Origin of the sequence: Catenuloplanes nepalensis, assembly GCF_030811575.1 — a bacterium.
GTDB classification, from domain to species: Bacteria; Actinomycetota; Actinomycetes; order Mycobacteriales; family Micromonosporaceae; genus Catenuloplanes; species Catenuloplanes nepalensis.
Genome location: NZ_JAUSRA010000001.1, coordinates 696,802 through 719,241 on the forward strand (window position 1 = coordinate 696,802; position 22,440 = coordinate 719,241).

19 protein-coding genes are annotated in these 22,440 nt (G+C 72.2%); 15 read left to right on the plus strand and 4 right to left on the minus strand.

All coding sequences use genetic code 11. The features are described from left to right. The first annotated feature begins 38 nt into the window (after positions 1-38). The 15 genes from solA to J2S43_RS03035 all read left to right on the plus strand — a co-directional run bounded on the left by solA (position 39) and on the right by J2S43_RS03035 (position 15,301). A complete protein-coding gene (gene solA, locus J2S43_RS02965) occupies positions 39-1,178 on the plus strand; it encodes an N-methyl-L-tryptophan oxidase (protein WP_306826995.1) in 1,140 nt (379 codons plus the stop codon). A 173-nt stretch (positions 1,179-1,351) separates the two neighbouring features. Continuing rightward, positions 1,352-3,874 (plus strand): sensor histidine kinase, encoded by a 2,523-nt coding sequence (locus J2S43_RS02970; RefSeq protein WP_306826996.1) that lies wholly within the window; start codon positions 1,352-1,354, stop codon positions 3,872-3,874. Further along, positions 3,871-4,296 (plus strand): roadblock/LC7 domain-containing protein, encoded by a 426-nt coding sequence (locus J2S43_RS02975; protein WP_306826997.1) that lies wholly within the window; start codon positions 3,871-3,873, stop codon positions 4,294-4,296. The genes J2S43_RS02970 and J2S43_RS02975 overlap by 4 nt, the downstream gene beginning before the upstream one ends. Beyond that, positions 4,293-4,757, plus strand: a complete 465-nt coding sequence (locus J2S43_RS02980; protein ID WP_306826998.1) for a DUF742 domain-containing protein — start codon at positions 4,293-4,295, stop codon at positions 4,755-4,757. Before J2S43_RS02975 ends, J2S43_RS02980 begins: the two co-directional genes overlap by 4 nt. A 19-nt stretch (positions 4,758-4,776) precedes the next feature. Next, positions 4,777-5,334 carry a GTP-binding protein gene (locus tag J2S43_RS02985; RefSeq protein WP_370881591.1) on the plus strand — a complete coding sequence of 186 codons (558 nt, stop codon included), beginning with the start codon at positions 4,777-4,779 and terminating at the stop codon, positions 5,332-5,334. Between the two features lie 150 nt (positions 5,335-5,484). Continuing rightward, entirely contained in the window at positions 5,485-6,048 is a 564-nt protein-coding gene (locus tag J2S43_RS02990) for a redoxin family protein (protein WP_306827000.1), read from the plus strand. A gap of 3 nt (positions 6,049-6,051) precedes the next feature. Then, entirely contained in the window at positions 6,052-6,885 is an 834-nt protein-coding gene (locus tag J2S43_RS02995) for a cytochrome c biogenesis CcdA family protein (RefSeq protein WP_306827001.1), read from the plus strand. 57 nt (positions 6,886-6,942) lie between these two features. Beyond that, entirely contained in the window at positions 6,943-7,941 is a 999-nt protein-coding gene (locus J2S43_RS03000) for a terpene synthase family protein (protein WP_306827002.1), read from the plus strand. 112 nt (positions 7,942-8,053) lie between these two features. Next, the gene (locus J2S43_RS03005; RefSeq protein WP_306839172.1) at positions 8,054-9,268 is read left to right on the plus strand and encodes an EAL and HDOD domain-containing protein; all 1,215 of its coding nucleotides are present in this window, start codon (positions 8,054-8,056) and stop codon (positions 9,266-9,268) included. Positions 9,269-9,416: 148 nt separating this feature from the next. Then, entirely contained in the window at positions 9,417-10,376 is a 960-nt protein-coding gene (locus J2S43_RS03010) for a trypsin-like serine peptidase (RefSeq protein ID WP_306827003.1), read from the plus strand. A gap of 55 nt (positions 10,377-10,431) precedes the next feature. Next, positions 10,432-10,839, plus strand: coding sequence for a carboxypeptidase-like regulatory domain-containing protein (locus J2S43_RS03015; RefSeq protein ID WP_306827004.1), 408 nt, complete (start codon positions 10,432-10,434; stop codon positions 10,837-10,839). A gap of 287 nt (positions 10,840-11,126) precedes the next feature. Beyond that, positions 11,127-11,744 (plus strand): ABC transporter ATP-binding protein, encoded by a 618-nt coding sequence (locus J2S43_RS03020; protein ID WP_306827005.1) that lies wholly within the window; start codon positions 11,127-11,129, stop codon positions 11,742-11,744. Then, the gene (locus J2S43_RS03025) at positions 11,741-13,192 is read left to right on the plus strand and encodes a DUF6297 family protein (protein ID WP_306827006.1); all 1,452 of its coding nucleotides are present in this window, start codon (positions 11,741-11,743) and stop codon (positions 13,190-13,192) included. Before J2S43_RS03020 ends, J2S43_RS03025 begins: the two co-directional genes overlap by 4 nt. A gap of 118 nt (positions 13,193-13,310) precedes the next feature. After that, positions 13,311-14,648 carry an ATP-binding cassette domain-containing protein gene (locus J2S43_RS03030; RefSeq protein WP_306827007.1) on the plus strand — a complete coding sequence of 446 codons (1,338 nt, stop codon included), beginning with the start codon at positions 13,311-13,313 and terminating at the stop codon, positions 14,646-14,648. Next, the gene (locus J2S43_RS03035) at positions 14,645-15,301 is read left to right on the plus strand and encodes a hypothetical protein (RefSeq protein ID WP_306827008.1); all 657 of its coding nucleotides are present in this window, start codon (positions 14,645-14,647) and stop codon (positions 15,299-15,301) included. Before J2S43_RS03030 ends, J2S43_RS03035 begins: the two co-directional genes overlap by 4 nt. Before the next feature lie 127 nt (positions 15,302-15,428). Here J2S43_RS03035 and J2S43_RS03040 read toward each other — a convergent pair whose 3' ends face one another. From J2S43_RS03040 to J2S43_RS03055, 4 genes are all read right to left on the minus strand, one after another. After that, the gene (locus J2S43_RS03040) at positions 15,429-16,502 is read right to left on the minus strand and encodes a fumarylacetoacetate hydrolase family protein (protein ID WP_306827009.1); all 1,074 of its coding nucleotides are present in this window, start codon (positions 16,500-16,502) and stop codon (positions 15,429-15,431) included. Beyond that, on the minus strand, positions 16,499-17,674 hold the full coding sequence (locus J2S43_RS03045) for a homogentisate 1,2-dioxygenase (RefSeq protein WP_306827010.1): 1,176 nt from the start codon (positions 17,672-17,674) through the stop codon (positions 16,499-16,501). The genes J2S43_RS03040 and J2S43_RS03045 overlap by 4 nt, the downstream gene beginning before the upstream one ends. Positions 17,675-17,984: 310 nt before the next feature. After that, positions 17,985-20,693, minus strand: a complete 2,709-nt coding sequence (locus J2S43_RS03050) for a DEAD/DEAH box helicase (RefSeq protein WP_306827011.1) — start codon at positions 20,691-20,693, stop codon at positions 17,985-17,987. Between the two features lie 268 nt (positions 20,694-20,961). Next, a complete protein-coding gene (locus J2S43_RS03055) occupies positions 20,962-22,206 on the minus strand; it encodes an ATP-binding protein (RefSeq protein ID WP_306827012.1) in 1,245 nt (414 codons plus the stop codon). Positions 22,207-22,440: the final 234 nt, after the last annotated feature.

Consider the following 22,440-nt stretch of genomic DNA (forward strand, 5'->3'; position numbering starts at 1 on the left):
AATCACAAGCCTTCCGCGGGTACGAGGAGAGGACGCACATGCCGGCGTATGACGTGATCGTGCTTGGTCTGGGTGGAATGGGCAGTTCCGCGGCGTATCACCTGGCCGCGCGCGGGCAGCGGGTGCTCGGACTGGAACGGTTCGGCCCGGCGCACGACCAGGGGGCCAGCCACGGCGGCTCCCGGATCACCCGGCAGTCGTACTTCGAGGACCCGGCCTACGTACCGCTGCTGCTCCGGTCCTATGAACTGTGGGACCGCCTGGCCGTGGACTCCGGCGCGGACGTGATGACCCTCTGCGGCGGCCTGATGATCGGCCCGCCGGACAGCCGGACCGTGGCCGGCTCGCGGCGCAGCGCGGAGCAGTGGGGCCTGGCGCACGAGATGCTGGACGCGGCCGAGCTGCGCCGCCGCTTCCCGACGCTGAACCCCGGGCCGGACGACGTGGCGCTGTTCGAGGCGAAGGCCGGGTTGGTCCGCCCGGAGGTCACCGTGGCCGCGCACCTGGACCTGGCCGCGCGGGCCGGTGCGGAGCTGCGCTTCGGCGAGCCCGCGCTGGCGTGGGAGGCGACCGGGACCGGCGTCCGGGTGACCACGGGCACGGGCACCTACACGGCCGGGCACCTGGTGGTGGCGCCGGGCGCCTGGGCGCCGCGCATGCTGGCCGATCTGGGCGTGCCGCTGGTGGTGGAACGGCAGGTGCAGTACTGGTTCGCGCCCCGCGCGCCGATCGAGGAGTTCACCGCGCACCCGATCTGGATCTGGGAGCATGCGGACGGTACCCAGATCTACGGCTTCCCGGCGGTGGACGGGCCGGACGGCGGCGTCAAGGTCGCGTTCTTCCGCCGGGGCGTGGTGTGCACGCCGGAGACGATCGACCGGGAGGTGCACCCGGACGAGATCGAGGCGGTCCGCGCGCACCTCGGGCGGGTGCTTCCGGGCGCGGCCGGGCGGTTCCTGCGCGCCAAGACCTGCATGTACACGAACACGCCGGATGAGCATTTCGTGATCGCCGCGCACCCGCAGCACGGGACCGTCACGGTCGCCTGCGGGTTCTCCGGGCACGGCTTCAAGTTTGTGCCGGTGGTCGGCGAGATCCTGGCGGACCTGGCCACCACCGGGAGGACCGCGCACCCGATCGGGCTGTTCGCCCCGAATCGGACATTCGGCGGGCACTGAGCGCGCCGATCGGTGTTTTGCGTTTCGCGGAGAGGTAATCGCCTAAGAGATGCGCGATTCCGGTCGAACTGCAACCCAGGCCACCTAGACCGCCACAGCTGATGCGGCCCGGTCATGTACCGGGAGGGGCCGACATTCGCATCTGCTATTGGAGGTCGGTGTTGAGTTCAGCCGTGCATCGCAGCAAGACGCGGCTGAGCGGGATCTTCAGGCCTGGTCGCGGATCGGGCGTCACCACGTCGGGGCAGAAGCTCCGGCAGGGCCGCCCGATCCGCCAGCGCCTGGCCGCACTACTGGCGGTCCCGCTCGCCGCTGTACTCGCTCTTCTGAGTCTCGTCGTCCTGGTCCTGGTCGTGGCGTTCAACAACGCCCGGGCCACCACCCACGACGTCGCGCTGGCCCTCGACGTGGAACGTCTGGTGCAGGCGTTGCAGGACGAGCGTGGCGCCACCGCCGGTCTGCTCACCGGCAATGACCTGATCGCCGACCGGCTGGACGCGTCCCGTGAGGCCGTCGACCAGCAGCGCGCGGCCGTCACGCGCCGGATCAACGAGGACGACGACCCGGGCAACCAGCTCGACGAGCGGACCCAGTCCACGCTCGCCTCGCTGAACGCCCTGGAGAACTTCCGTGGGCAGATCGACGCGGGTTCCGTCAACCTGAACAGCGCGGTCGTGTTCTTCACGGACCGGATCACCTCCTTCAACACGATCGACTTCGAGCTGGACCGGCTCGACGACCAGGCGCTGCGGCGCATGGTGACCGTGATGGAGGCGCTGAGGACGGTCAAGGAGGGCGCCTCCATGGAGAGCGTCCGCCTGAACGAGGTGTTCCTGCGCGGGTCGTTCGAGTTGGACGGCGTGAACCAGTACGTCAGCTACGCCGGTCTCATCGCGGAGCAGGACGCCGCCTTCACCCGGTTCGCCGGCGCCGCCACCCAGGCGCAGCGCGACGAGTTCGCCCGGGTGCTGGACACCGGCTCGGCCCGCACCGTCGAGCGCTTCCGGGAGATCGCGGACGAGTCCGCGGACGGCCGGGAGATCTTCGCGGACACCGGTCTCTACTCGAACGCGATGATCCAGTATCTGACCGGCGTGACGGGTCTCCAGGAGGCCGTCGCCGACCAGATCGCGGAGCGCGCGTCCCAGCTTCAGACCGACGCGCTCAACGCGATCCTGATCCTGGTCGTCATCGTGGCCGCCTCCATCGTGGCCGCCGTCGTGCTGCTCTTCTACGCGTCCCGGTCGATCACCCGGCCGCTGGCGGCGCTGTCCGCCGAGGCCGACCACATCGCGGAGGTGCGGCTGCCGCAGGCGGTGGCGCTCGCCCAGGAGCTGTCGCCGGACGAGGAGCGGCCGAAGCTGGCACCGGTCCGGTTGGCCCGCGGCGCGTCCGCCGAGATGCGGGCCGTGGCCGAGGCCTTCGACCACGTGCAGGCCACCGCGTACGCGCTCGCCACCGAGCAGGCGCTGCTGCGGAAGTCGACCACGGAGTCGCTGGCCAACCTCGGCCGCCGCAACCAGAACCTGCTCCGCCGCCAGCTGGGCTTCATCACCACCCTGGAGCGGGAGGAGACGGACCCGTCCGCGCTCGCCAACCTGTTCGAGCTGGACCACCTGGCCACCCGTATGCGACGGAACGCGGAGAGCCTCCTGGTGCTCGTGGGCTCGTCCAGCCCGCGGCAGTGGTCGGCACCGCTGCCGATCGCGGACGTGATCCGGGCCGCGGTCTCCGAGGTCGAGGAGTACCGGCGGGTGTCGTTCCGCCGGATCGACGAGGCGAACATCACCGGTGCCGTGGTCAGCGGCGTGGCGCACCTGCTCGCCGAACTGATCGAGAACGGCCTGACGTTCTCCCCGCCGGACTCGGACGTGGAGATCCAGGGCCGCCGGGTCGGCGACCAGTACCTGATCGCGATCGTCGACCAGGGCGTCGGCATGAGCGACGTCGACATCGAGGCCGCGAACGCGCGTCTCCGCGGTGAGGGTGACTTCATCACGGCGCCGGCTCGCTACCTCGGCCACTACGTGGTCGGTCAGCTGGCCGCGGACATGGGTGCGGAGGTGAAGCTGGCGTCCTCGCCGGTCACCGGCGTCACCGCCCGGGTGCTGCTGCCGGCGGCCGTGATGTCGAACGCGTCGTCGCCCGTGGTCCGGGACGTGGAGATCGTCGAGGAGCGTCCGGCGAGGCCGGTCATCCCGCCGGCCCCGTTCACCCCGGTCATGGCGCCGACGGCACCCCCGGCCCCGCCGGCCCCGGAGGTCGCCCGGCCACTGGTCAGCTCCGGGGCGCCCACCCAGGCACCGGACGCGCCGTACCTGGCGATCGGCGGCCGGGTCAAGCCGAGCGTGGTCGAGTACCTGACGGTGCCGCCGTCGCCCGAGGTCGTGGCCGCGGAGGCCGCCGCCGAGGCGGTCGCGGAACAGTCCTCGCCGCGTCCCCGGACGATCGACGCCGAGGAGGTCGAGCGCACCCGCAACGGGCTGCGCAAGCGGGCTCCGCGAACCAGCCGGCCCGAGGCCGAGGCCGCACCGGCTCCGGCTCCGAGCGCGCCCGAGACGCGGGCCGCGATGGTCGACTCATCGCCGGCCGAGGTGCGTAACCGGCTCACGGCACTGCGGGCGGGCATGCAGCGCGCCAACACCGATGTTCGAACGAACCCGTACGGCACCGAAGACGGAGGTACCAGCGCATGAGCGTCGACACTCAGACGGATCGGCACCAGTTCAACTGGCTGCTCGGCAACTTCGTCCACCAGACCGACGGGGTCAAGGACGCCGTAGCGGTCTCCTCCGACGGGCTGCTCATCGCCGCGTCGGAGGGGCTGAACCGGACCGAGGCCGACCACCTGGCGGCGATCGTCTCCAGCATGGCCAGCCTGGCCCGCAGCGCCTCGAAGAAGTACGAGTTCGAGGGACTCAAGCTGATCATGATCGAGATGAAGCGGGGCTTCCTGCTGGTCTCCGTCATCACCGGCGGCAGCGTGCTCGGCGTGGTGGCCACCGGCGACAGCGACCTCGGCCTGATCGGGTACGAGATCTCCACGCTGACCGAACGGTTCGGGCCGCTGCTCACGCCGGCCCTGATCGCCGAGTCCCGACGTCACCTGGGTCTGTGAACGGCGACCCGGAGGCCGGCCTGCGGATGCCGGATCCGCGGATGTTCCCGAAATGGCAGCAGGAGGTACGGCCGGCGCGGGACCGGACAGACGATCACGTCGGCGGCCACCGTGCGGACAACGGGTCCTCCGAGGCGGAGGACCCGGTCGTCCGGCCGTTCCTGGTCACCGGCGGCCGGACCCGGCCGCTGGCGGACAACATCCGCATCGAGACGCTCTTCTTCGCACAGCCGGCCGCGCTCTCCGCGCCGCTGCGGTTCGAAGCGGAGCGGATCGTCCAGCTCTGCCAGGCGCCGATGTCCCTCGCGGACCTCGCCGCCGCGCTGCGCACGCCGCTCGGCGTGACGCGGGTGCTGGTCGGAGACCTGATAGCCGAGAAGTACATCCAGGTCTCCGAACAGACGAACGAGCTTTCCATCGAACTGATCGAGAGGATTCGGGATCGTGTACGCGCCCTCTAGCCGCCCAGCACCGATTTCGGTGAAAATCGTGGTGAGCGGTGGGTTCGGCGTCGGAAAGACCACTTTCGTGAGTGCGATTTCCGAGATCGAGCCTCTGATCACCGAAGCCGAGATGACTGAGAAGTCCATCGGCATCGACGACACGTCGCAGGTCGCCGCCAAGACCACCACCACGGTGGCCCTGGACTTCGGCCGCATCACCCTCGACGAGTCCCTGGTCCTCTACCTGTTCGGCACGCCCGGACAGGACCGGTTCGCGTTCCTCTGGGACGACCTGGTCGACGGCGCGCTCGGCGCCGTGGTGATGGTCGACACGCGCCGGATCGAGGACTGCTTCCCCGCCCTCGACTACTTCGAGGAACACAACATCCCGTTCCTGCTCGGGGTGAACGTGTTCGACTCGATCAACCGGTTCGACCTGCAGGAGATACGCGAGGCGCTCGGCGTCGCGGACTACGTGCCGGTCGTCGAGTGCGACGCCCGGAACCGCGAGTCGGTCAAGAGCATCCTGGTGTCGCTGATCGAGCAGGTTCTCGCGGCCCGGCTCGGCCACGGCCGGGCGATGGCGACCCGGTAGCAGGTACCTCGCGGACAGAGGCCGGCGTGCACCCCGCGCGCCGGCCTCTGAACCGTTGTGCGGGTGCCTGCCGTACCTCTTGGTCGAACGGGTTTTCCGGGACGACCATCTGGGGGCGGCATGCGGGCACGGCGGTTGACGGCGTTGGTCATGGGAGCCGCGCTGCTGGCGCTGAGCGCATGCGTGTCACCACCGGAGTCCTGGGTCCCGGCCGCCGCTCCCTCCGCGGCTCCGCCGGTCTCCTCGTCCGCGGCTCCGCCGGTCTCCTCGTCCGCGGCGTCTTCGGCCCCCGAGCCCACCGGTCCGGTGCCCGAGCTGCTCAAGTTCACCGGCACCACCCTTGACGGCGAATCCTTCGACGGTACGTCGCTGGCGCACAGGCCGGCCGTGCTGTGGTTCTGGGCGCCGTGGTGCGCGACCTGCGCCGGCCAGGGCTGGACCGTCGCCAAGCAGGCACCGCGGTACGCGGGCCGGGTGCCGATCATCGGTGTCGCCGGGCTGAGCACGGACACCGGCGCGATGAACAAGTTCGTCGCGGACTACGAGGTCGGCGGCGTGCCGCAGATCAACGACGGCGCCGGCGAGCTGTGGAAACGCTTCGAGGTGACCCGGCAGTCGTACTTCGTGATGATCGACGCGAGCGGCGAGGTGGTGCACAAGGGCTGGCTCGACGACCAGGACCTGGTCACCTGGCTCGACAGGCTGGCGGCCTGAGCCGTGCTGCTCCTCGCGCTCACCGCGGGCATGCTGGCCGCGCTCAACCCGTGCGGCTTCGCGATGCTCCCCGCCTACCTCTCCGTGCTCGTGGCCTCGGACACACCGGGCGGCCGCTGGGGCGCCGTGGGTCGCGCGCTCACCTCCACGTTCGCGATGACCGCGGGTTTCGTGGCCGTGTTCGGCACGCTCGGGTTCGCGCTCGCGCCCGCGATGAACTGGCTCCAGCCCCGGCTTCCCTGGCTCACGCTCGCGTCCGGCCTGGTGCTGGCCGCGCTCGGCGTGCTGCTGGCGACCGGGCGCCGGCTGCCGGCGCTGCCGCTGGTCCGCCGCGCGCCGGTGCTCACCCGGTCGGTGCCGTCGATGGCGCTGTTCGGCGCCGCCTACGCGCTCGCGTCGGTGAGCTGCACGATCGTGCCGTTCCTGGCGATCGTCGGCGCGTCGCTGAACGGCGACTCGATCACGTTGTTCGGTGCCTACGCGGCGGGGATGGGCCTGGTGGTCGGCGTGACCGCGCTCGCGGTCGCGCTGGTCCGCACGTCGCTGCTGTCCCGGATCCGGCGGGCCGGCACGGTCGCGCCGCGCGCCGGCGGCGTGCTCCTGGCGATCGCCGGGCTCTACATCACCTACTACGGCTGGTACGAGCTGCGCGTCCTGCACGACGCCCGGTGGGCCGGCGCGGACCCCGTCGTGGAGGCCGCGCTCGGCGTGCAGGAGACGCTGGTGTCCGCGGTCGAGCGCCTCGGTGTGCTTCCGCTCACAGTGCTGTTCGGCGCGCTGCTGCTCCTGCTGCTGGTGGCGGGCGCGTTCCGCCGGGCCCGGTTCAACGCTGAGTAAGGTGAACTCGGTTCGCCTGTGGTAGGACGAAGGAAATCGATATTTCCGGGAGTTCCCGTGCCGCAGAGCGTCGCCTTCGACATTCCGTACCCGGAGACCGTGATCGTCGCTCCGGAGGTCGACAAGGCCGCCGTCGCCACGCTCGACTGGGCGCGCGACCTCGGCCTGGTCCGCGACGACGCGGCCGCGGACCGGATCGCGGGCTGGCGGCTGACCGAGCTGGCCGCCCGCTTCAACCCGGCCGCGCACGGCGACGACCTGCTGCTCGCCGCGAATCTGCAGTGCTTCCTGTTCCTCTTCGACGACCAGTTCGACGACGCGCCCGGCGGCCCGCGCGCGGCAGAGGTCGTCGCGGCCCGGGAACTGCTGGCGCTGCTGCACGAGCCGCCCGGCACGCGGCCGCGCCACGGCGTGCCGGCCACCCGGGCCTGGGCCGACGTGTGGGCGCGCAGCTGCGCCGGGATGACCGCGGCGTGGCGGGCACGGGCGGCGCAGGACTGGGCCGGATATCTCGCCGGCGTGCTGGTCGAGGCGCAGCCACCGGCGCTCGCGCCACCCGCCACCGTCGCGGAGCACCTGGCTCTGCGGCGGCCGACGGTCGGCGCGTACCCGGTGCTCGACCTGGCCGAGCGCGTGCAGGGCTGCGAGCTGCCGGACGTCGCGTTCCACACGCCGCTGCTGCACCGGCTGCGCACGATCGCGGCGGACGTGGCCGGGCTCTGCAACGACGTGGCCTCGGTGGAGAAGGAGGAGCGCGGCGGCATCCGGCGCAACGCGGTGCTGGTGCTGGAGGACACGACCGGGCGGCCGCGCGCCGGGGCGGTCGGAGAGACGGTCGCGCTGGTCCACGCGCTGATCGCGGAACTGAACGGCCTGGAGCGGCTGCTCCCGGACGCGGCGGCCGCGATCGGGCTGACCGCGGCGGAGCGCGCGACGGTCGACCGCTACGTCCGGCTGGCGCTGCACACGCTGATCCGCGGCAACTACGACTGGCAACGCCACACGGCGCGCTACGACCCGGCCGCTCCACCGCTTGCGTCCGAAGGACTCGTCTGAACCCCGTGAACGTGGGGAAGCCGCCGGAAGCCGGAATCGCGGTTGTAATGCTCGTCACTGCCGAATTCCTCAGAAGCTCGCCGGGAGTACCGATCGTCGGCGCGTGAACCCTATGCCGTCGATCACCCAGCGCGTGCACGTCGGCCGTCAGCCGATCTTCGATTCGCGCGGGACGGTCGTGGCGTACGAGCTGCTGTTCCGCGGCAGCATGGAGGCGGTGGACGCGTCCGCGCGCGACGCCTACGCCACCAGCCAGGTGCTCATCAACGTCTTCACCGAGTTCGGCATCGGGGAGGTGGCCGGCGGCCGGCTCTGCTTCATCAACCTGACCCGCGAGTTCATCGTCGGGAAGATGGCGCTGCCGTTCGGGCCGGAGAACGTGGTGCTGGAGATCCTGGAGACCGTCGATCCGGACGACGAGGTGGTGGCCGGCGTGACCGCGCTGGTCGAGGCCGGCTACAAGATCGCGCTGGACGACTACGTGCACGGCTCCGGGCACGAGCGGCTGCTGCCGCTCGCCTCCTACCTCAAGCTGGACATGCTGGACAGCGACGTCGCCCGGTTCGACGAGGTGGCCGCGGTCTGCCGAGACTACCCGGGCATGCAGATCGTGGCGGAACGCCTGGAGACGGCCGAGCACGTCGCGCTGGCAGACCGATACAAATTCGAGCTGCGCCAGGGGTACGCGTTGAGCCGCCCCCGGGTGATGACCGCGACCAGCCTCTCCCCGTCCAAGCTGGTGCGTCTGCAGCTGGTGCCCGCGATCGGCGCCGCCGACATGGACCGCGTGATCACCATCATCGTCAGCGACCCGGCGCTCGCGCTGCGCGTGCTGCGTGCCAGCAACTCCGCGGCGGCCGGCGCCGCGTACAAGGTCTCGTCCGTGCGCCAGGCCGTGGTGCTGCTCGGCCTCACCCAGATCCGCCAGTGGGCGATGATCATGGCGCTCGGCGACGCGGTCGAGGCCTCCGACGAACAGCTCACCACCGCGCTGCTGCGTGCCCGCTTCTGCGAGAGCCTGGCCGAGGGCATGCGCGCGTCCCCGGACGCCGCGTTCACGGCCGGCCTGATCAGTGGCGTCGCCGAGGTCCTCAGCCTCACCCCGGCCATGCTCGCCGAACGCCTTCCGCTCGCCGACGACGTGGCCGGCGCGCTCATCGACGGCACCGGCGTGCTCGGTGACGTGCTGCGCACGGTGGACGCCTTCTCCCGCGGCGACCTCGACGCGGTCGCACCGGCCGCGCACGGCGCCGACCTGGTGCGTGCCTATGTGGACGGCTGGCGCTGGTCCGCTCGGATGGTCGCGGCCACCAAGGTTCCGGCCTGACCGAGTGTCGTTGATCGGCTACTCCCGATCGAGTATCTCCGATACGTTCGCTGCGGGGTGAGCGGCCGTCAGGCGGTCGCTGACGGGGGCCTTCCGGCGCTTCGTCCTGCCCTCCCACCGTTGGCAACACGGAGGAGGAAGACGCACCATGAACCTCATTCACCGCACACGGCTGGCGCTGGTCGGCGTCACGATCGGCGGGATGCTGCTGGCCACGGCCGCGCCCGTCCACGCGGCCGCGAAAGATCCCGACACACCGGTCTCCAGCGACGGTACGATCGGGAGCGCGGCCGCGCTGGCCGCGCTGCCGGATGTGTCGATGGTCCCGGCGACCCGCGGAACCGGCGTGACCGGCTCGGACGGCGCCTCGCACACCGCGGACCTGTCCGGCCGGCCGGAGAACCTGATGGCCGCCCAGAGCGTCATCGGCACGGACGACCGGATCCGCGAGACGGACACCACGTGGTGGCCGGCGAGCGCCACGGTCCAGCTCACCCGGGTTGCGAACGGCGCGACGATCTTCTACTGCACCGGCTGGCTGATCGGGCCGAATACCGTGATCACCGCAGGTCATTGCGTGTTCAGCCACGACAACGGCGGCTGGCGGACCGGGCAGGGCGTCCGCGCCTGGCCGGGCCGCAACGGCACGGCCGCGCCGTACGGCTCGTGCGCGTCGATCAGCATGCACTCGGTCAACGGCTGGATCAACGACCGCAACACGCAGTACGACTATGGTGCGATCAAGCTCGACTGCACGGTCGGCAACACCGTGGGCACGTACGGGTTCCGCTGGCAGAGCGCGAGCCTGAACGGGACCGGCACGTCGACCCGCGGCTACCCCGGTGACAAGCCGGACGGCGAGCAGTGGGCCAGCTACGACCAGATCCGGGTGAGCCACGACCGGGAGCTCTTCTACCACAACGACACCGTGGGCGGGCAGAGCGGCAGCCCGATCTACACGTACCGCGACGACTGCGGCCCGTGCGGGCTGGCCGTCCACGCGTACGGCCTGCGGACCGGCGGCTCACCGCCGTTCTCGAACCACAACCGCGGCACCCGGATCACCGAGGGAGTGTTCACCAACTTCCAGTACTGGAACGGCCTGTAGGAACCGGTGACCGTGGCGCGGCGTCCAAACCCGCGGGTTCCATGAGGGAGGCACGATGCGCCACGGATTCGCGATCATCCTGCTGACGGCTCTGCTGACGGCCGGGTGCGGCGGCGACGCCGCACCCGGCTCCGGGCCGGACACGCCGGTGGACAGCTCCATGACGCCACCGCCCGCGGTCGCCGGCGACACGGGCGTCGTGGCCGGGACGGTCACCACCGCCGACGGCACCCCGGTGGCCGGCGCCGCGCTGGAGCCGCGCGCGCTGGACGTGCCCGGCGGCGCGGACATCCGCGAGGAGGTGGTCGCCACCGACGGCACCGGCGCCTACCGCTGGTCCGGCCTGAGCCCGGGACGCTACGAGTTTCGTGTCCGCTACGGGACCGACCTGGTCGGCGAGGTTGCGGAAGTCACCGTCGAGGCCGGGCGGACCACCGTTCTGGACTTTGCGATCCCGAGCTGAGCACCGTTGGCCACGGACCGTTTCCGGCTCTCAGTCGCTGTACTGCTTCAGAAGGGCACTGAGTTTTCTAAGCTTGGCCATCGCGTCTGCCGGTAGCGGGTCCGGGTTGAAGTGCATCACCGCGTTGCGGATGCGGCGACTTGCGTCGAGGTGTCTCAACATTGATTAGATGAACATCGCGTTCAATCATTTTCGATCGATAGATTGGATTATCTCTATCTCCGGATGGTCGTGACGGCCGGTAGGGCGATCGTGGCGTCGTCGGCCGATCTGACAGAGTGGCCGCCATGGTGGCGCTGGACGTGCGGGGGCTGCGGCGCAGCTTCGGGGACCTGCTGGTGCTCGACGACGTGAGCTTCACGCTGACGGCCGGGCAGGCCGGCGTGGTGACCGGGCCGAACGGGTCCGGGAAGACGACGCTGCTGCGGTGCGTGGTGGGGGCGGAGCGGCCGGACGAGGGCGAGGTGCGCTCCGAGGGGCGGCGGCTCGACGAGGCCGACCCGTGGACGCGGTCGATCATGGCGGCCGCGCTGGACGACATCGACTTCTTCCCGGATCTGTCCGTGGTGGAGCACCTCGACCTGCTGGCGGCCGCGCACGGCGGTGGCGGCGACCCGGTCGGCGAGGTGCTGACCGAGTTGGGGCTGGACCGGGCGCGGGACCAGCTGCCGGCCACGCTCTCCAGTGGACAGCGCCGGCGGCTCGCGCTGGCCTCGTGCTTCGTGCGTCCCCGGCGGCTGCTGATCCTGGACGAGCCGGAGCAGCGGCTGGACGTGCGCGGCCGGGCCTGGCTGGCCGAGCGGCTGCTGCGGGAGAAGGCGGCCGGCGTCGCGGTGCTGATGGCCTCGCACGACGAGGAGCTGATCGCGGCGGTCGCGGACCTGCGGATCGAGATCGGCGCGTGAGCGCGCCCGGCACTGATGTGGCCGGGGCGCCGGCCGGTGGCGCGACGGCGGCCGGCGTGCGCGAGGTGCGGTCGCGCCTGCGGCGGCTCCGGCGGCGGCACCACAGTAAGTCGCTGGGTGACCTGCTGTCTGATCTGTACCTGTTCGCGCTGCTCGCCGCGCTCTACGGCTGGGCGTTCGTCGACATGGGCCGCGACTTCCTCGGCTCCACGACGGTCAGCGCCGGCGACCCGGCCGAGCAGCGCTGGCTGGTGATCGCCGCGGTGCTGACCGCGGCCGGGTTCGGCTGGGCCGGGCTCCGCGCGCTCGGCCCGGTCTTCGTCGGCCCGGCGCTGCAGTCCTGGGTGGCGAGCGCGCCGATCGACCGGCGGGCGCTGCTGCTGCCCCGCTTCGCCGGGCTGCTGACCGGCGCGTCCGCGGTGGTGGCGCTGCTCGGCTTCCTGTTCGGCGTGCTGTCCGGCATCGCGGCCGGCGGCTCCGGCCTCGGCCCCGGCACCGTGGACGGGACGCTGCTCGGCGCCGCGATCGGGCTGCTGGCGGGCGCCGGTGCGGTGGTGGCCCAGGGCGTGCGCCGGGCACGGTGGGCGGCGGAGCTGCCGGGCCGGGTCCCGATCGTCGCGGGCGCGCTGATCGCGGGCGCGGTGGTGACACTGCACTTCGCCGGGGGTACGCCGATGCCGCGCCCGGCCGGGTCGGTGCCGCCCGCCGTGCCGCCGCTGGTGTTCGCGGCCGCCGGGACGGCGGTGGTGTTCGCGGTCCGCGCGCTGCGCCGGCTGGACCGGTCCACCACCACGACCGGCGCGCAGTTCGCCAGCAGTGCCGCCGCGGCCGCGGTGATGCTGGACCCGACGCTGGTCGCGGACCTGCTGGAGGTGCGCCGCTGGCGTGCGCTCGGCCGGGTGCGCAGTGGTCGCTTCCGGGGCGGCCCGCGCTGGTGGGTGCTGACCCAGGCGGAGCTGCGCCGGGCCGTCCGCCGGCGGGGTGCGCTGCTCGGCTGGGCCGCGCTGGTGCTGGTGCAGTACGCGGTCGCGCTCGCGGTGCCGGGTCTGGCCGGCCCGGCGCACCTGCTGACCGCGTTCCTCGCCGGTGACCGGCTGGCCGGCGGGCTGCGCGCGATCACCCGGTCGCCGGGCCTGCGGCGCGCGCTCGGCGGCGGCGACACCGAGCTGAAGCTGGCACACCTAGCCGTGCCGGCGCTCGCCACGGTGCTGTTCTTCCTGATCACCCTGCCGGTCGCGGGTGACCGGCAGCTCCTGGTGAGCGCGGTGCTGCTGCTCGGCGTGGCCGGTGCGGTGTACCGGTCCGGCACCCGGCCGGCACTGGTCTACGACGGGCCGATCGTGGAGACGCCGTTCGGGTTGATCCCGGTGGACCTGCTCCGGCAGCTCTGGCGCGGCTGGGACGTGGTGGCGCTGCTCGTCGTCGTGGACCTGATCGCAACGAGATGATCACTTTTAGTAATCGTTTTCGGGTGGGTGACGGCGCGGTCGCGTACCCCCGCGAATGCTCTTCGGTTTGTATGCTGGGCCGGGGCGACGGGCGGATGCCTGCGAATGTGGAGGTGTCATGGCTGGCCTCGTCGAGCTGCGCGGCGTCGGCAAGCGATACGATCGGTCACGCACCGTGCTGGACGACATCGACCTGGTGATCTACCCGGGCGAGGTCGTCGGCGTGGTCGGTGGCAACGGTTCCGGCAAGTCGACGCTGCTGCGCATCGTCGCCGGTCTCTCGCCGGTCTCGTCCGGCGCGGTGATCGCCCGGCCGCGGGTCGTCGGTTACGTGCCCGAGCGCTTCCCCACCCAGGCGCGCATCTCCGCGCGCTCCTATCTGAAGCACATCGGCCGGATCAGGGGCCTGAGCACGCGCGCCGCCGTGGCCCGCGCGGACGAGCTGCTCACCCGGCTCGCGCTGGTCGGCGGCGCGAACGCGGAGCTGCGCCGGCTCTCCAAGGGCAACGCGCAGAAGGTCGCGGTCGCGCAGGCACTCGTGGTGCCGCCGCAGCTGCTGGTGCTGGACGAGCCGTGGTCCGGCCTGGACACGGCCGCGCACGAGGTGCTGGCCGAGCTGATCGCGGAGACCGCGCGCGAGGGCGGTGCGGTGGTGTTCACCGACCATCGGGAGGCGGTGGTCTCGGCCAGCGCGTCGGTGATCTACCGGATCGCAGGCGGGCGGCTCTCCACGGCGCCGTCCGGCGAGACGCTCGCGTTCGTGGAGCTGGTCGACGCGGCGCTGGACGCGCCGGAGCCGGACTGGTGGCGCCTGCCCGGCGTGCTGGAGGCGCGCCGCGACGACGCGGTGGTGACGCTGGAGATCGTCGCGAAGTACGCGGACGAGCTGATCTTCCAGGCGCTCGGCAACGGCTGGTCGGTGCAGTCGGTCCGCCGCTCCGCCCCGGTGCCGGTGGCCGCGGGCGGCCGGTCACGCGAGGATCTCGACGGGATCGATCTCGGCCGGGGCACGCCGGGCACCGCCGAGTCGCGAGGGCTTCCCGGCGACGCGGTGCTGGACGACGACGCGGTGCTGGACGACGACGCGGTGTGGGACGACGGCCGGTCGCGCGGCGGCCACCCCGGCGACGCCTGGCACGCGTCGGACGACCGTGCGGCCGGTGAGCGTGCGGCGGCTGCTGAGCGGGCCGGTGAGCGTGCGGCGGCTGCCCAGTGGGCCGGTGAGCGTGCGGCGGCGAACGCCGGACCGGCTGATGACCATGCGGCTTTCCCCGGGCCGGCGGATGAGCGCGGCGACCAGCCGGTCGATGATCGTCCGGTGGGCGGTGTGGAGGCCGGCGAGCCCGATGCCGGCGGCCAGCCGGAGCCGGCCGCTCCGAGCCCCGCGCGCAAGCCCGCGCCCCGGCCGCGGCTCACGCTGGTGAAGGACACCGACGTCGCGGAGGAGGCCCGATGATCGCGCTGGCCCGCTACTCGCTGTCGATGCTGGTGCGCAGCCAGGCGTACATCGCGCCGATCCTGCTCTTCGGCGCCGCGATCACGGTGCTCACCACCGGCGACGCCGGGCCGCTGGCGGAGACGTACTCGGCCTGCGCGCTCGTGCTCTTCCTCTGCATGACCTGGCTGACCGTCGTGCTGATCAACACGGAGGACCGCACCCAGCGCGCGATGACCGCGACCGCGGCCGGCGGCGAGACCCGCGTGCTGGCGGGGAACGTGCTGGCCGCCGCGTTCATCGCGGTGCTGCTGACGCTGGCCGGGCTGATCTATCCGCTCTACGCGGGCCGGCACCCGATCACCGGCGCGGGCCTGGCGGTCGGCGTGATCGCGCAGCTCACCGCCGGTCTGGCCGGGATCGCGGTCGGACTGCTCTGCTCCCGGCTGCTGATCCGGCGCGCCGGCGTGGCCGTGCTCGTCGCGGTCGGTGCGGTGGGCGCGATGGTGCTGCTCCGCGCGGTGCCGCCGGTCGGGCCGATGATGGTGCTGCTCGGCAGCGAGGCCGCGCCGGAGACCATGCTGACGCCGCTCTCCGGCCTCGGCGCGATCGCGGTGCTGATGGTCGCGGCGGCCGCCGCCACCGTCTACTACGTGGGCCGCCGCCAGGAGTGACGCCGTGCTGTTCCTCTGAGCAGCTTCCGACGTCAGGGTCACCGGCCTGATGGTGATCCAGGCGTCATCCGAGCGTCCAACGACTTGAATGACGCCTGGATCACTGATCGTCGGCCTTCACCCCGGATCACGCGCAGGGGCGGACGGTGCCGGCCACGGTGCCGAGCGAGACGCCACCGGGCCCGGCCGCGGAGATGGTGACCGTGTCGCCGTCCTCCAGGTAGGCGCGCGATTCGCCGTCCGCCAGCGGCAGCGGGTCGCGGCCGTCCCAGGACAGTTCCAGCAGGCAGCCGCGCTGATCCCGGGACGGGCCGCTGACCGTGCCGGACGCGAACAGGTCGCCGGTGCGCAGCGCGGCGCCGTTCACGGTCAGGTGCGCGAGCATCTGGTCCGGCGTCCAGTACATGTCCGCGAACCGGGGACGGGACACCACGTACCCGTTGATCCGGATCTCGATCTGCAGGTCCAGCGCCCACGGCCGGTCGCCCCGCAGATAGGGGAGCGGTGCCGGGTCCTGGCGCGGCGCGGCGGTCCGTGCGGCACCCAGGGCATGCAGCGGTACGACCCAGGCGCCGATCGACGTGGCGAACGACTTGCCGAGGAACGGGCCGAGCGGCGTCGCCTCCCAGCGCTGCACGTCCCGGGCCGACCAGTCGTTGACCAGGCAGACACCGAAGACGTGCTCCGCGAAGTCGTCGCAGCGCACCGGGCCGCCGGCCGGCACGCCGACCACGAAGCCGATCTCCGCCTCGAAGTCGAGCTTGCGCGTCGGGCCGAACTCGCCGGGTCCGAGCGGGCCGGCCGGCCGGCGGACGTCCGTGCCGGATACCACGACCGTGCCGGCCCGGCCGTGGTATCCGATCGGCAGGTGCTTCCAGTTGGGGTGCAGCGGCGGCGCCTCCGGGCGGAAGATCCGGCCCACGTTGGTGGCGTGGTGCTCGGAGGCGTAGAAGTCCGCGTAGTCGGCCACGTCGAAGGGGCGGTGCATCCGTACCGTGGCGGCGGGGTGGGAATGTCTTTCCAGGTCGACGCCGGCGAGCCGGCCGTGCACCTCGTGCCACACGGCCGGGCCGGCGGCCAGCAGCGGGTTCAGCGAGGTGGCCGCGAAGATCCCGGCGGCGGACAGGTCGATCACCCGGTCACCGGCCAGCGCACCGAGCCGGCGTGGGCCGTCGCCGACGCTGAACACGCCGTAACTCACCGGGCCCAGCTCCACGGGTAGGACGGGTCCTCGCAGGCGATGCCGCCCTCGCCCAGCTCCAGCGGCCGGAACGTGTCGACCATGACGGCCAGCTCGTCGACCTCGGTCACGCCGATCGAGCGCTCGTAGGCGCCGGGCTGCGGGCCGTGCGGGTGCCCGCCCGGGTGCAGCGAGATCGAGCCCTGGCCGATGCCGGAGCCCTTGCGCGCCTCGTAATTCCCGCCGCAGTAGAACATGACCTCGTCGCTGTCCACGTTGGAGTGGTAGTACGGCACCGGGATCGCCAGCGGGTGGTAGTCGACCTTGCGGGGCACGAAGTTGCAGATGACGAAGCCGGCGCCCTCGAAGACCTGGTGCACCGGCGGCGGCTGGTGCACGCGCCCGGTGATCGGTTCGAAATCATGGACGCTGAACGTGTACGGATAGAGGCAGCCGTCCCAGCCGGCCACGTCGAACGGGTGCCGGGGGTAGACGTAGCGGGTGCCGGTCACGCCGGTGCTGCCGCGGTGCTTGACCAGCACCGGGACGTCCGTGCCGTCGGCGGTCAGCGGCGCGTCCGGCCCGTGCAGGTCCCGCTCGCAGAACGGCGCGTGCTCCAGGAACTGGCCGTAGCGGGAGAGGTACCGCTTGGCCGGCGCGATGTGGCTGTTCGCCTCGATGACGTAGGCCCGCAGCGGGCCCTGCTCGGGGATCCACCGGTGTGTGGTGGCGCGCGGCAGGATCACGTAGTCGCCGGCCGTCGCCCGCAGCGCGCCGAACACCGTCTCGACCGTGGCCGACCCGGACTCGACGTAGACGCACTCGTCGCCGATCGCGTTGCGGTAGAGCGGCGACGGCGTGTTCGCCACCGCGTAGGAGATGCGCAGGTCGCCGTTGCCGAGGATCAGCCGCCGGCCGGTGACGACGTCGGCGTCCTCCAGCTGCTTGAACAGCTCGTGCAGCCGCAGATGCCGGGGAAGTAGTGGATGGTTGGCCGTGGTGCCGAGGCCGGGCGGCTCCCACGGCGACGCGTCCACGATCGCGGTGGGAATCTCGCGGTGGTAGAGCAGCGACGAGTCGGAGGAGAAGCCCTCCTCGCCCATCAGCTCCTCGTAGTAGAGGCCGCCGTCCGGGCGCCGGTGCTGTGTGTGCCGTTTCGGTGGAACCTCGCCGACGGAACGATAGAACGCCATTGTCCCCACCTCCGACCTATCTCTATCAGATCTAGGACCGATAGTCGCGGCCTGCCTTAAGCATCGTTAAACGTGGATGTCTTGATCAGGGGCTGACCTCACGGGGGAGGCCCCTCATGGGCCGGTCACGCACGGCGCTGTCCAGCGCCTCCGCGGACACGCCATGGCGTTCGCCGCGATCGTGCTGGCGCTGACCAGCGTGATGCTCTTCTACTCGATCGTGCTGATCGAGCGCCTCACGCTGCCCTGGGCCCGCGACATCAGCAGCTGACCCCCATGACCGAGGCGCGCCGGAACAGCATGGCGCTCATCAGGGCGCCGGCGCGGCCAGGTCCAGGGCGGCGCGGGCGGCGTTGCCGTCCCAGCGGGTGGGGAACGCGTCGAGCAGCCGCCAGCCCGCGCGCCGCAGCGTGCGCTGCCGTTCGATGTGCGCGGCCGGGCCGTCCGGGTGCACCCGGCAGATCAGGCCGGTCTCACCCGCGCACAGGTCCACGCTCCACCGGCCGGCCGGGTAGTCCGCGCGCACCGGCACGCCGGACTCGGCCAGCTCACGGCCGAGCCGGGCGGCCCAGCCCTTCGCCGCGTCCGGCGGCGCGTGCGCCGGGCGGGGCGGCTCCGCGGCGTACCGCAGGAAGTCGCCGAGCAGTCCGGCCGGCCGCTCCTGCGCGGTCAGCACGATCAGGCGGCGGCGGGCCCGGGTGATCAGCACGTTGAACAGGTTCGGGTCCGCGGCGAACCGGTGCCGGGACGCCGGATCCGCGTCGGAGAGCCCGAGCGACGCGACCACCACGTCCGCCTCCGCGCCCTGGAACGCGTGCACCGTGCCGACCCGCAGCCCCATCGCCTCGATCTCGTCCACGCCGAACGCGGTCAGCAGCGCGGCCTCCAGCGCGTCCGCGTGCGCGCGGAACGGCGTGATCACCCCGACGCTGGTCTCGCCGGAGAGCGCGCGGACCTCCGCGACCACGGCCTCGACCTCGCTCTCCGGCGTGACCCGGCGAACCTCGACCGCGTCCGTGCCCTCGGTGCGCGGATGGCGGGTGACCAGCGCGATCCGGTCGTCGTAGAAGCGCCGCGCGGAGAACTCGATCAGGTGCGGCACCGACCGGTAGTGCTCGTCCAGCACGGTCACCGCGGTCGCGCCGGCGGCCAGGTCGAACGCGCTGATCCGGCGGAGGTCCAGGCGGTCCGCGTATCCCCCGAGGCCGTGGGCCGCGAGCGTCACGGCCACGTCCGCGTCGCCGACGAAGGAGACGAAGCGCAGCTGGCGCGGGTCGCCGACGACCAGCGCGGCGCGGGCGCGGGCCAGCACCGGCGCGGCCCGGAGCTGGTCGATGTGCGCGGCCTCGTCCAGGATGACCAGATCGAACAGCGCCGGTACGGCCGGCAGCAGATCCTCCGCGTCCGTGACCGTGCCGACCCACAGCGGCAGCGCCCGGACCAGCGCCTTCGCGTCCAGCGCGGCCAGGGCCTCGCGGCGCCGGGCCCGTCCGGCCCGCAGCGCGGCGGCCAGTGCGGACGCGCTCCGGCGGGCGGCGGCGTCCCAGCGGGCCGCGCTGGTCGCGTCGTGGCGCATCCGGGTGCCGGTCGCGGCCGCGAGCGCGTCGTCCGCACGGGCCAGCGCGTCCCACCGCGCGGCCAGGTCGGTGCCGCCGGTCGCGGCCAGCTCGGCCGCGGCGCGCACGCTCGCGGCGGCCTCCAGTGCCGTACCCACGCGGTCCTCGGTCTTGAAGATCTTGTGCAGTGCCGCCGCGGCCCGGCGGCGCCGCCAGGTCCGCCACCAGCCGTGCGCCTCCGCGGTCGCCCGGTCGTGCAGCCGGCCGGCCTTATCAAGATCAAAATCAGGGGCGAAGGCCGCGGGTACGGCGGTGCGCAGCGCCGGGAGCTGCGGCAGCCACTCCTCCAGCCGCTCGGCCAGCGCCTCCCGGGACAGCGCCGCGGCGATCTCCCACTCGGTGCGCGCCACGGTCTCGGCCGCGTCGGCGGCCCGGCGCGCGTCCTCGGCCAGACGGCCGGGCGGAACGCCCTCACCGAGACCGGCCGTGAGCCTCGTGGCGATCTCCTCGCGCCGCTCCGCGTCGCCGAACAGCACCGGGACCGGGCCGGGATAGCGGTCCAGCAGGCCGCCCAGCACCTCGGCCGCGTGCCGGGACTGCGTGGCGATCAGGACCGAGCCGCCCCGGTCCACGGTGTCCAGCGCGGCCGCGACGACCGCGTGCGACTTGCCGTTGCCCGGCGGCCCGGAGACGACGACCACCCGCTCCCGGCGGCTGCGCGCGACCACGGTCCGCTGCGCCGCGTTCAGCGGAAGTGGCGAGAGGACGCGGTCGGTCTCGCCGTCCGGCCCGCCGTTCGTTCCGCCGTCTGGTCCGCCGTCCGTTCCGTCGTAGACGGCGGCGAGCGCGGTGTGCTCCAGTCCGGTCCGGTTCGACCAGGTGAGCAGCGTGTCCCGGGGGCCGGTCGAGGCCACGTCCCGGGCGACGTAGAGCGCGGCCACCGCGTACGCCACCAGGTGCGCCGCGGGCGCCTTCTGCACCGGCGGCTCCAGCACGTCCCGCACCGGCAGGTCGGCCGCCCAGGCCAGCGACGAGATCCACGCCTTGGTGCCGGGCGCGGTCAGCCACCCCGGCCCGCCCAGCCCGGACGCCTCCTCGAACCGCGCCGCCAGCGCCCGGTCCGCCAGCAGCGGCGTGATCTCCAGATCCCCGGCCGGCAGCAGCCGCCCGCGCAGCCCTCGCTCGACCCGCACCGGCTGCGACACCAGCGGCACCCGCACCCGCCGCCGCACCCCGCCGACCTCCAGGCTGCCCAGCACCCAGGCCAGCCCGAGCCGCAGCACCCGCTCCTCCCGGTGCAGCGCGTCCAGCCCCGCGAACCGCTCCCCGGCCCGCCCCCGTGGCGCCCGCTCCGGCTCCTCCAGCCAGGCGAACGGCTGCCCCGGCCGGGTCACGTCCAGCACCAGCTCAGCCCTGGCCGGCGCCAGCCCGGCGAGCGCCACAAGGATCTTCCGCGGGTCCATCGCGCGCCACTCTATGCGCTGCTCCCCAGCCGCCGTCCCGCATGCCCGGGACAGCGGCGCCCGCTTCGCCGGATCACGGAAGAAGAACTTCTGCAGTCGCGGAAACGAGACGCTGCGGATGGGGAATCCATAGAGGTTATCGGTACCCACACCAGCAGCTCAGCGGGCAATTCCGGTGGCTGCGATCCGGTGCCTGGAATGTGGTGCCCGATCGGCCGAGATTCGGTGCTGCGCGGCCGTCCTCAGCACGCGATGGCCGCGGGTCTGGTCAGGGAGCGACACGCCACAGGGCGTCCAGCGGCACGGCCCGGATCTTGTCGCCGAACGGGAGCGTCTGCTGGCCGGTGTAGAGCACGTAGCCCGCGATGAATTGGTCACCCACCGTGTCGGCGAGCAGGCGGAGGCCGCGCAGATCCTCGGTGCGAACGTTCGCGCCGGCCTTCACCTCGATGCCGACGACGCGGCCGTCCGGTGTCTCCAGCACCGCGTCGACCTCGACCCCGTCCTTGGTGCGAAAGTGACTCAGTCGTGCCCGCTGATCGCTCCAGGTGAGCTGGCGGGCCAGCTCCATGAGGACCAAGTTCTCGATGATCGGTCCGGCCGCGCCGCCCGGGTCGTTGAGGCGGGCGAGGTCTTGGCCGATCAGGTGGCATGCGACGCCGGTGTCGACGAACGCAAGTTTCCGTGTGCCGACCGCACGCTGGGTGATATTCGACGACCAGGCCGGAACGCTTTTGATCAAGAACACCGAGGCCAGCAGTTCGAGATAGCGGGTCAGCGTGGTGCGCGGGATACCGGACTGGCCGGCCAGCGTGCCGGGCACGAGGAGGTTGCCGACCCGGCCGGCCAGGAGTGAGAGGAGCCGGAACATCTCGCCGCGCCGTTCAATGCTCGCCAGCTCGAGAACGTCCCGTTCGATCAACGTGGCCAGGTACGAGTCGAAGAAGGCCGCCCTGCGGCGGTCCGTCCGACGGATGGCCTCGGGAAAACCGCCGACGACCGCCCGCGCCAGGTAGTCCTTCCGGCGCCACTCCGACGTGTGATCAATCTGTGAGCCGTGGGCGAACGCAGCATCGATGAACCGATCCGGGCCACCACTTATTTCGCCCTGGGACAGCGGCCACAACTCGATGATCTCCATGCGACCGGGAAGGGCATCCGGCAGCGACCGTAGTGCCAGCACTCGGGACGATCCGGTCAGAATGAACTGTCCTGGACGAGTGTTGAGGTCGACCTTGAGCTTGATGGGCCTCAACAGGTCAGGTGCCAGCTGCACCTCGTCGATCACCATCAGCCCGTCGTGATCGACGAAAGACGTCGGGTCATCCTGCGCGGCGAGCAAGGTCACCGGGTCGTCGAGCAGTCGCATGATCGTCGCGGGATTCTGTGCCGTCGCCAGCCGAGCAAGGGTGCTCTTGCCGGACTGTCGCGCGCCGTTGACAAGAATCACCCGGGTGTCGGCAAGAGCATCGTTCACCAGGGCTTGAGCGTGGCGGGGGATGAGGTCGGGCATGTAGTCATTATGCGTCATAGCCAAGATCAACGGTCACTTGGCCGTAGGCTGAGTGGACACTTGGCCGCGGGTTGAGTGGGCATCTGGCCGAAGGTCCCGTGGACACTTGGCCGCGGGTATCGTGGGCATCTGGCCGAAGGTCTCGTGGACACTTGGCCGCGGGTATCGTGGGCATCTGGTCGTCTTCTCGGTGGTTATCTGGTCGAAATGTGAGGCCATCGCGCGGGAAGGCCG

Coding starts and splice junctions, on each gene's coding strand:
- solA (WP_306826995.1), top strand. CDS start 39: ATGCCGGCGTATGACGTGATCGTGCTTGGTCTGGGTGGAATGGGCAGT.
- J2S43_RS02975 (WP_306826997.1), top strand. CDS start 3,871: ATGAGCGTCGACACTCAGACGGATCGGCACCAGTTCAACTGGCTGCTC.
- J2S43_RS02990 (WP_306827000.1), top strand. CDS start 5,485: ATGGGAGCCGCGCTGCTGGCGCTGAGCGCATGCGTGTCACCACCGGAG.
- J2S43_RS03005 (WP_306839172.1), top strand. CDS start 8,054: ATGCCGTCGATCACCCAGCGCGTGCACGTCGGCCGTCAGCCGATCTTC.
- J2S43_RS03010 (WP_306827003.1), top strand. CDS start 9,417: ATGAACCTCATTCACCGCACACGGCTGGCGCTGGTCGGCGTCACGATC.
- J2S43_RS03015 (WP_306827004.1), top strand. CDS start 10,432: ATGCGCCACGGATTCGCGATCATCCTGCTGACGGCTCTGCTGACGGCC.
- J2S43_RS03020 (WP_306827005.1), top strand. CDS start 11,127: ATGGTGGCGCTGGACGTGCGGGGGCTGCGGCGCAGCTTCGGGGACCTG.
- J2S43_RS03030 (WP_306827007.1), top strand. CDS start 13,311: ATGGCTGGCCTCGTCGAGCTGCGCGGCGTCGGCAAGCGATACGATCGG.
- J2S43_RS03035 (WP_306827008.1), top strand. CDS start 14,645: ATGATCGCGCTGGCCCGCTACTCGCTGTCGATGCTGGTGCGCAGCCAG.
- J2S43_RS03045 (WP_306827010.1), bottom strand. CDS start 17,674: ATGGCGTTCTATCGTTCCGTCGGCGAGGTTCCACCGAAACGGCACACA.
- J2S43_RS03050 (WP_306827011.1), bottom strand. CDS start 20,693: ATGGACCCGCGGAAGATCCTTGTGGCGCTCGCCGGGCTGGCGCCGGCC.
- J2S43_RS03055 (WP_306827012.1), bottom strand. CDS start 22,206: ATGCCCGACCTCATCCCCCGCCACGCTCAAGCCCTGGTGAACGATGCT.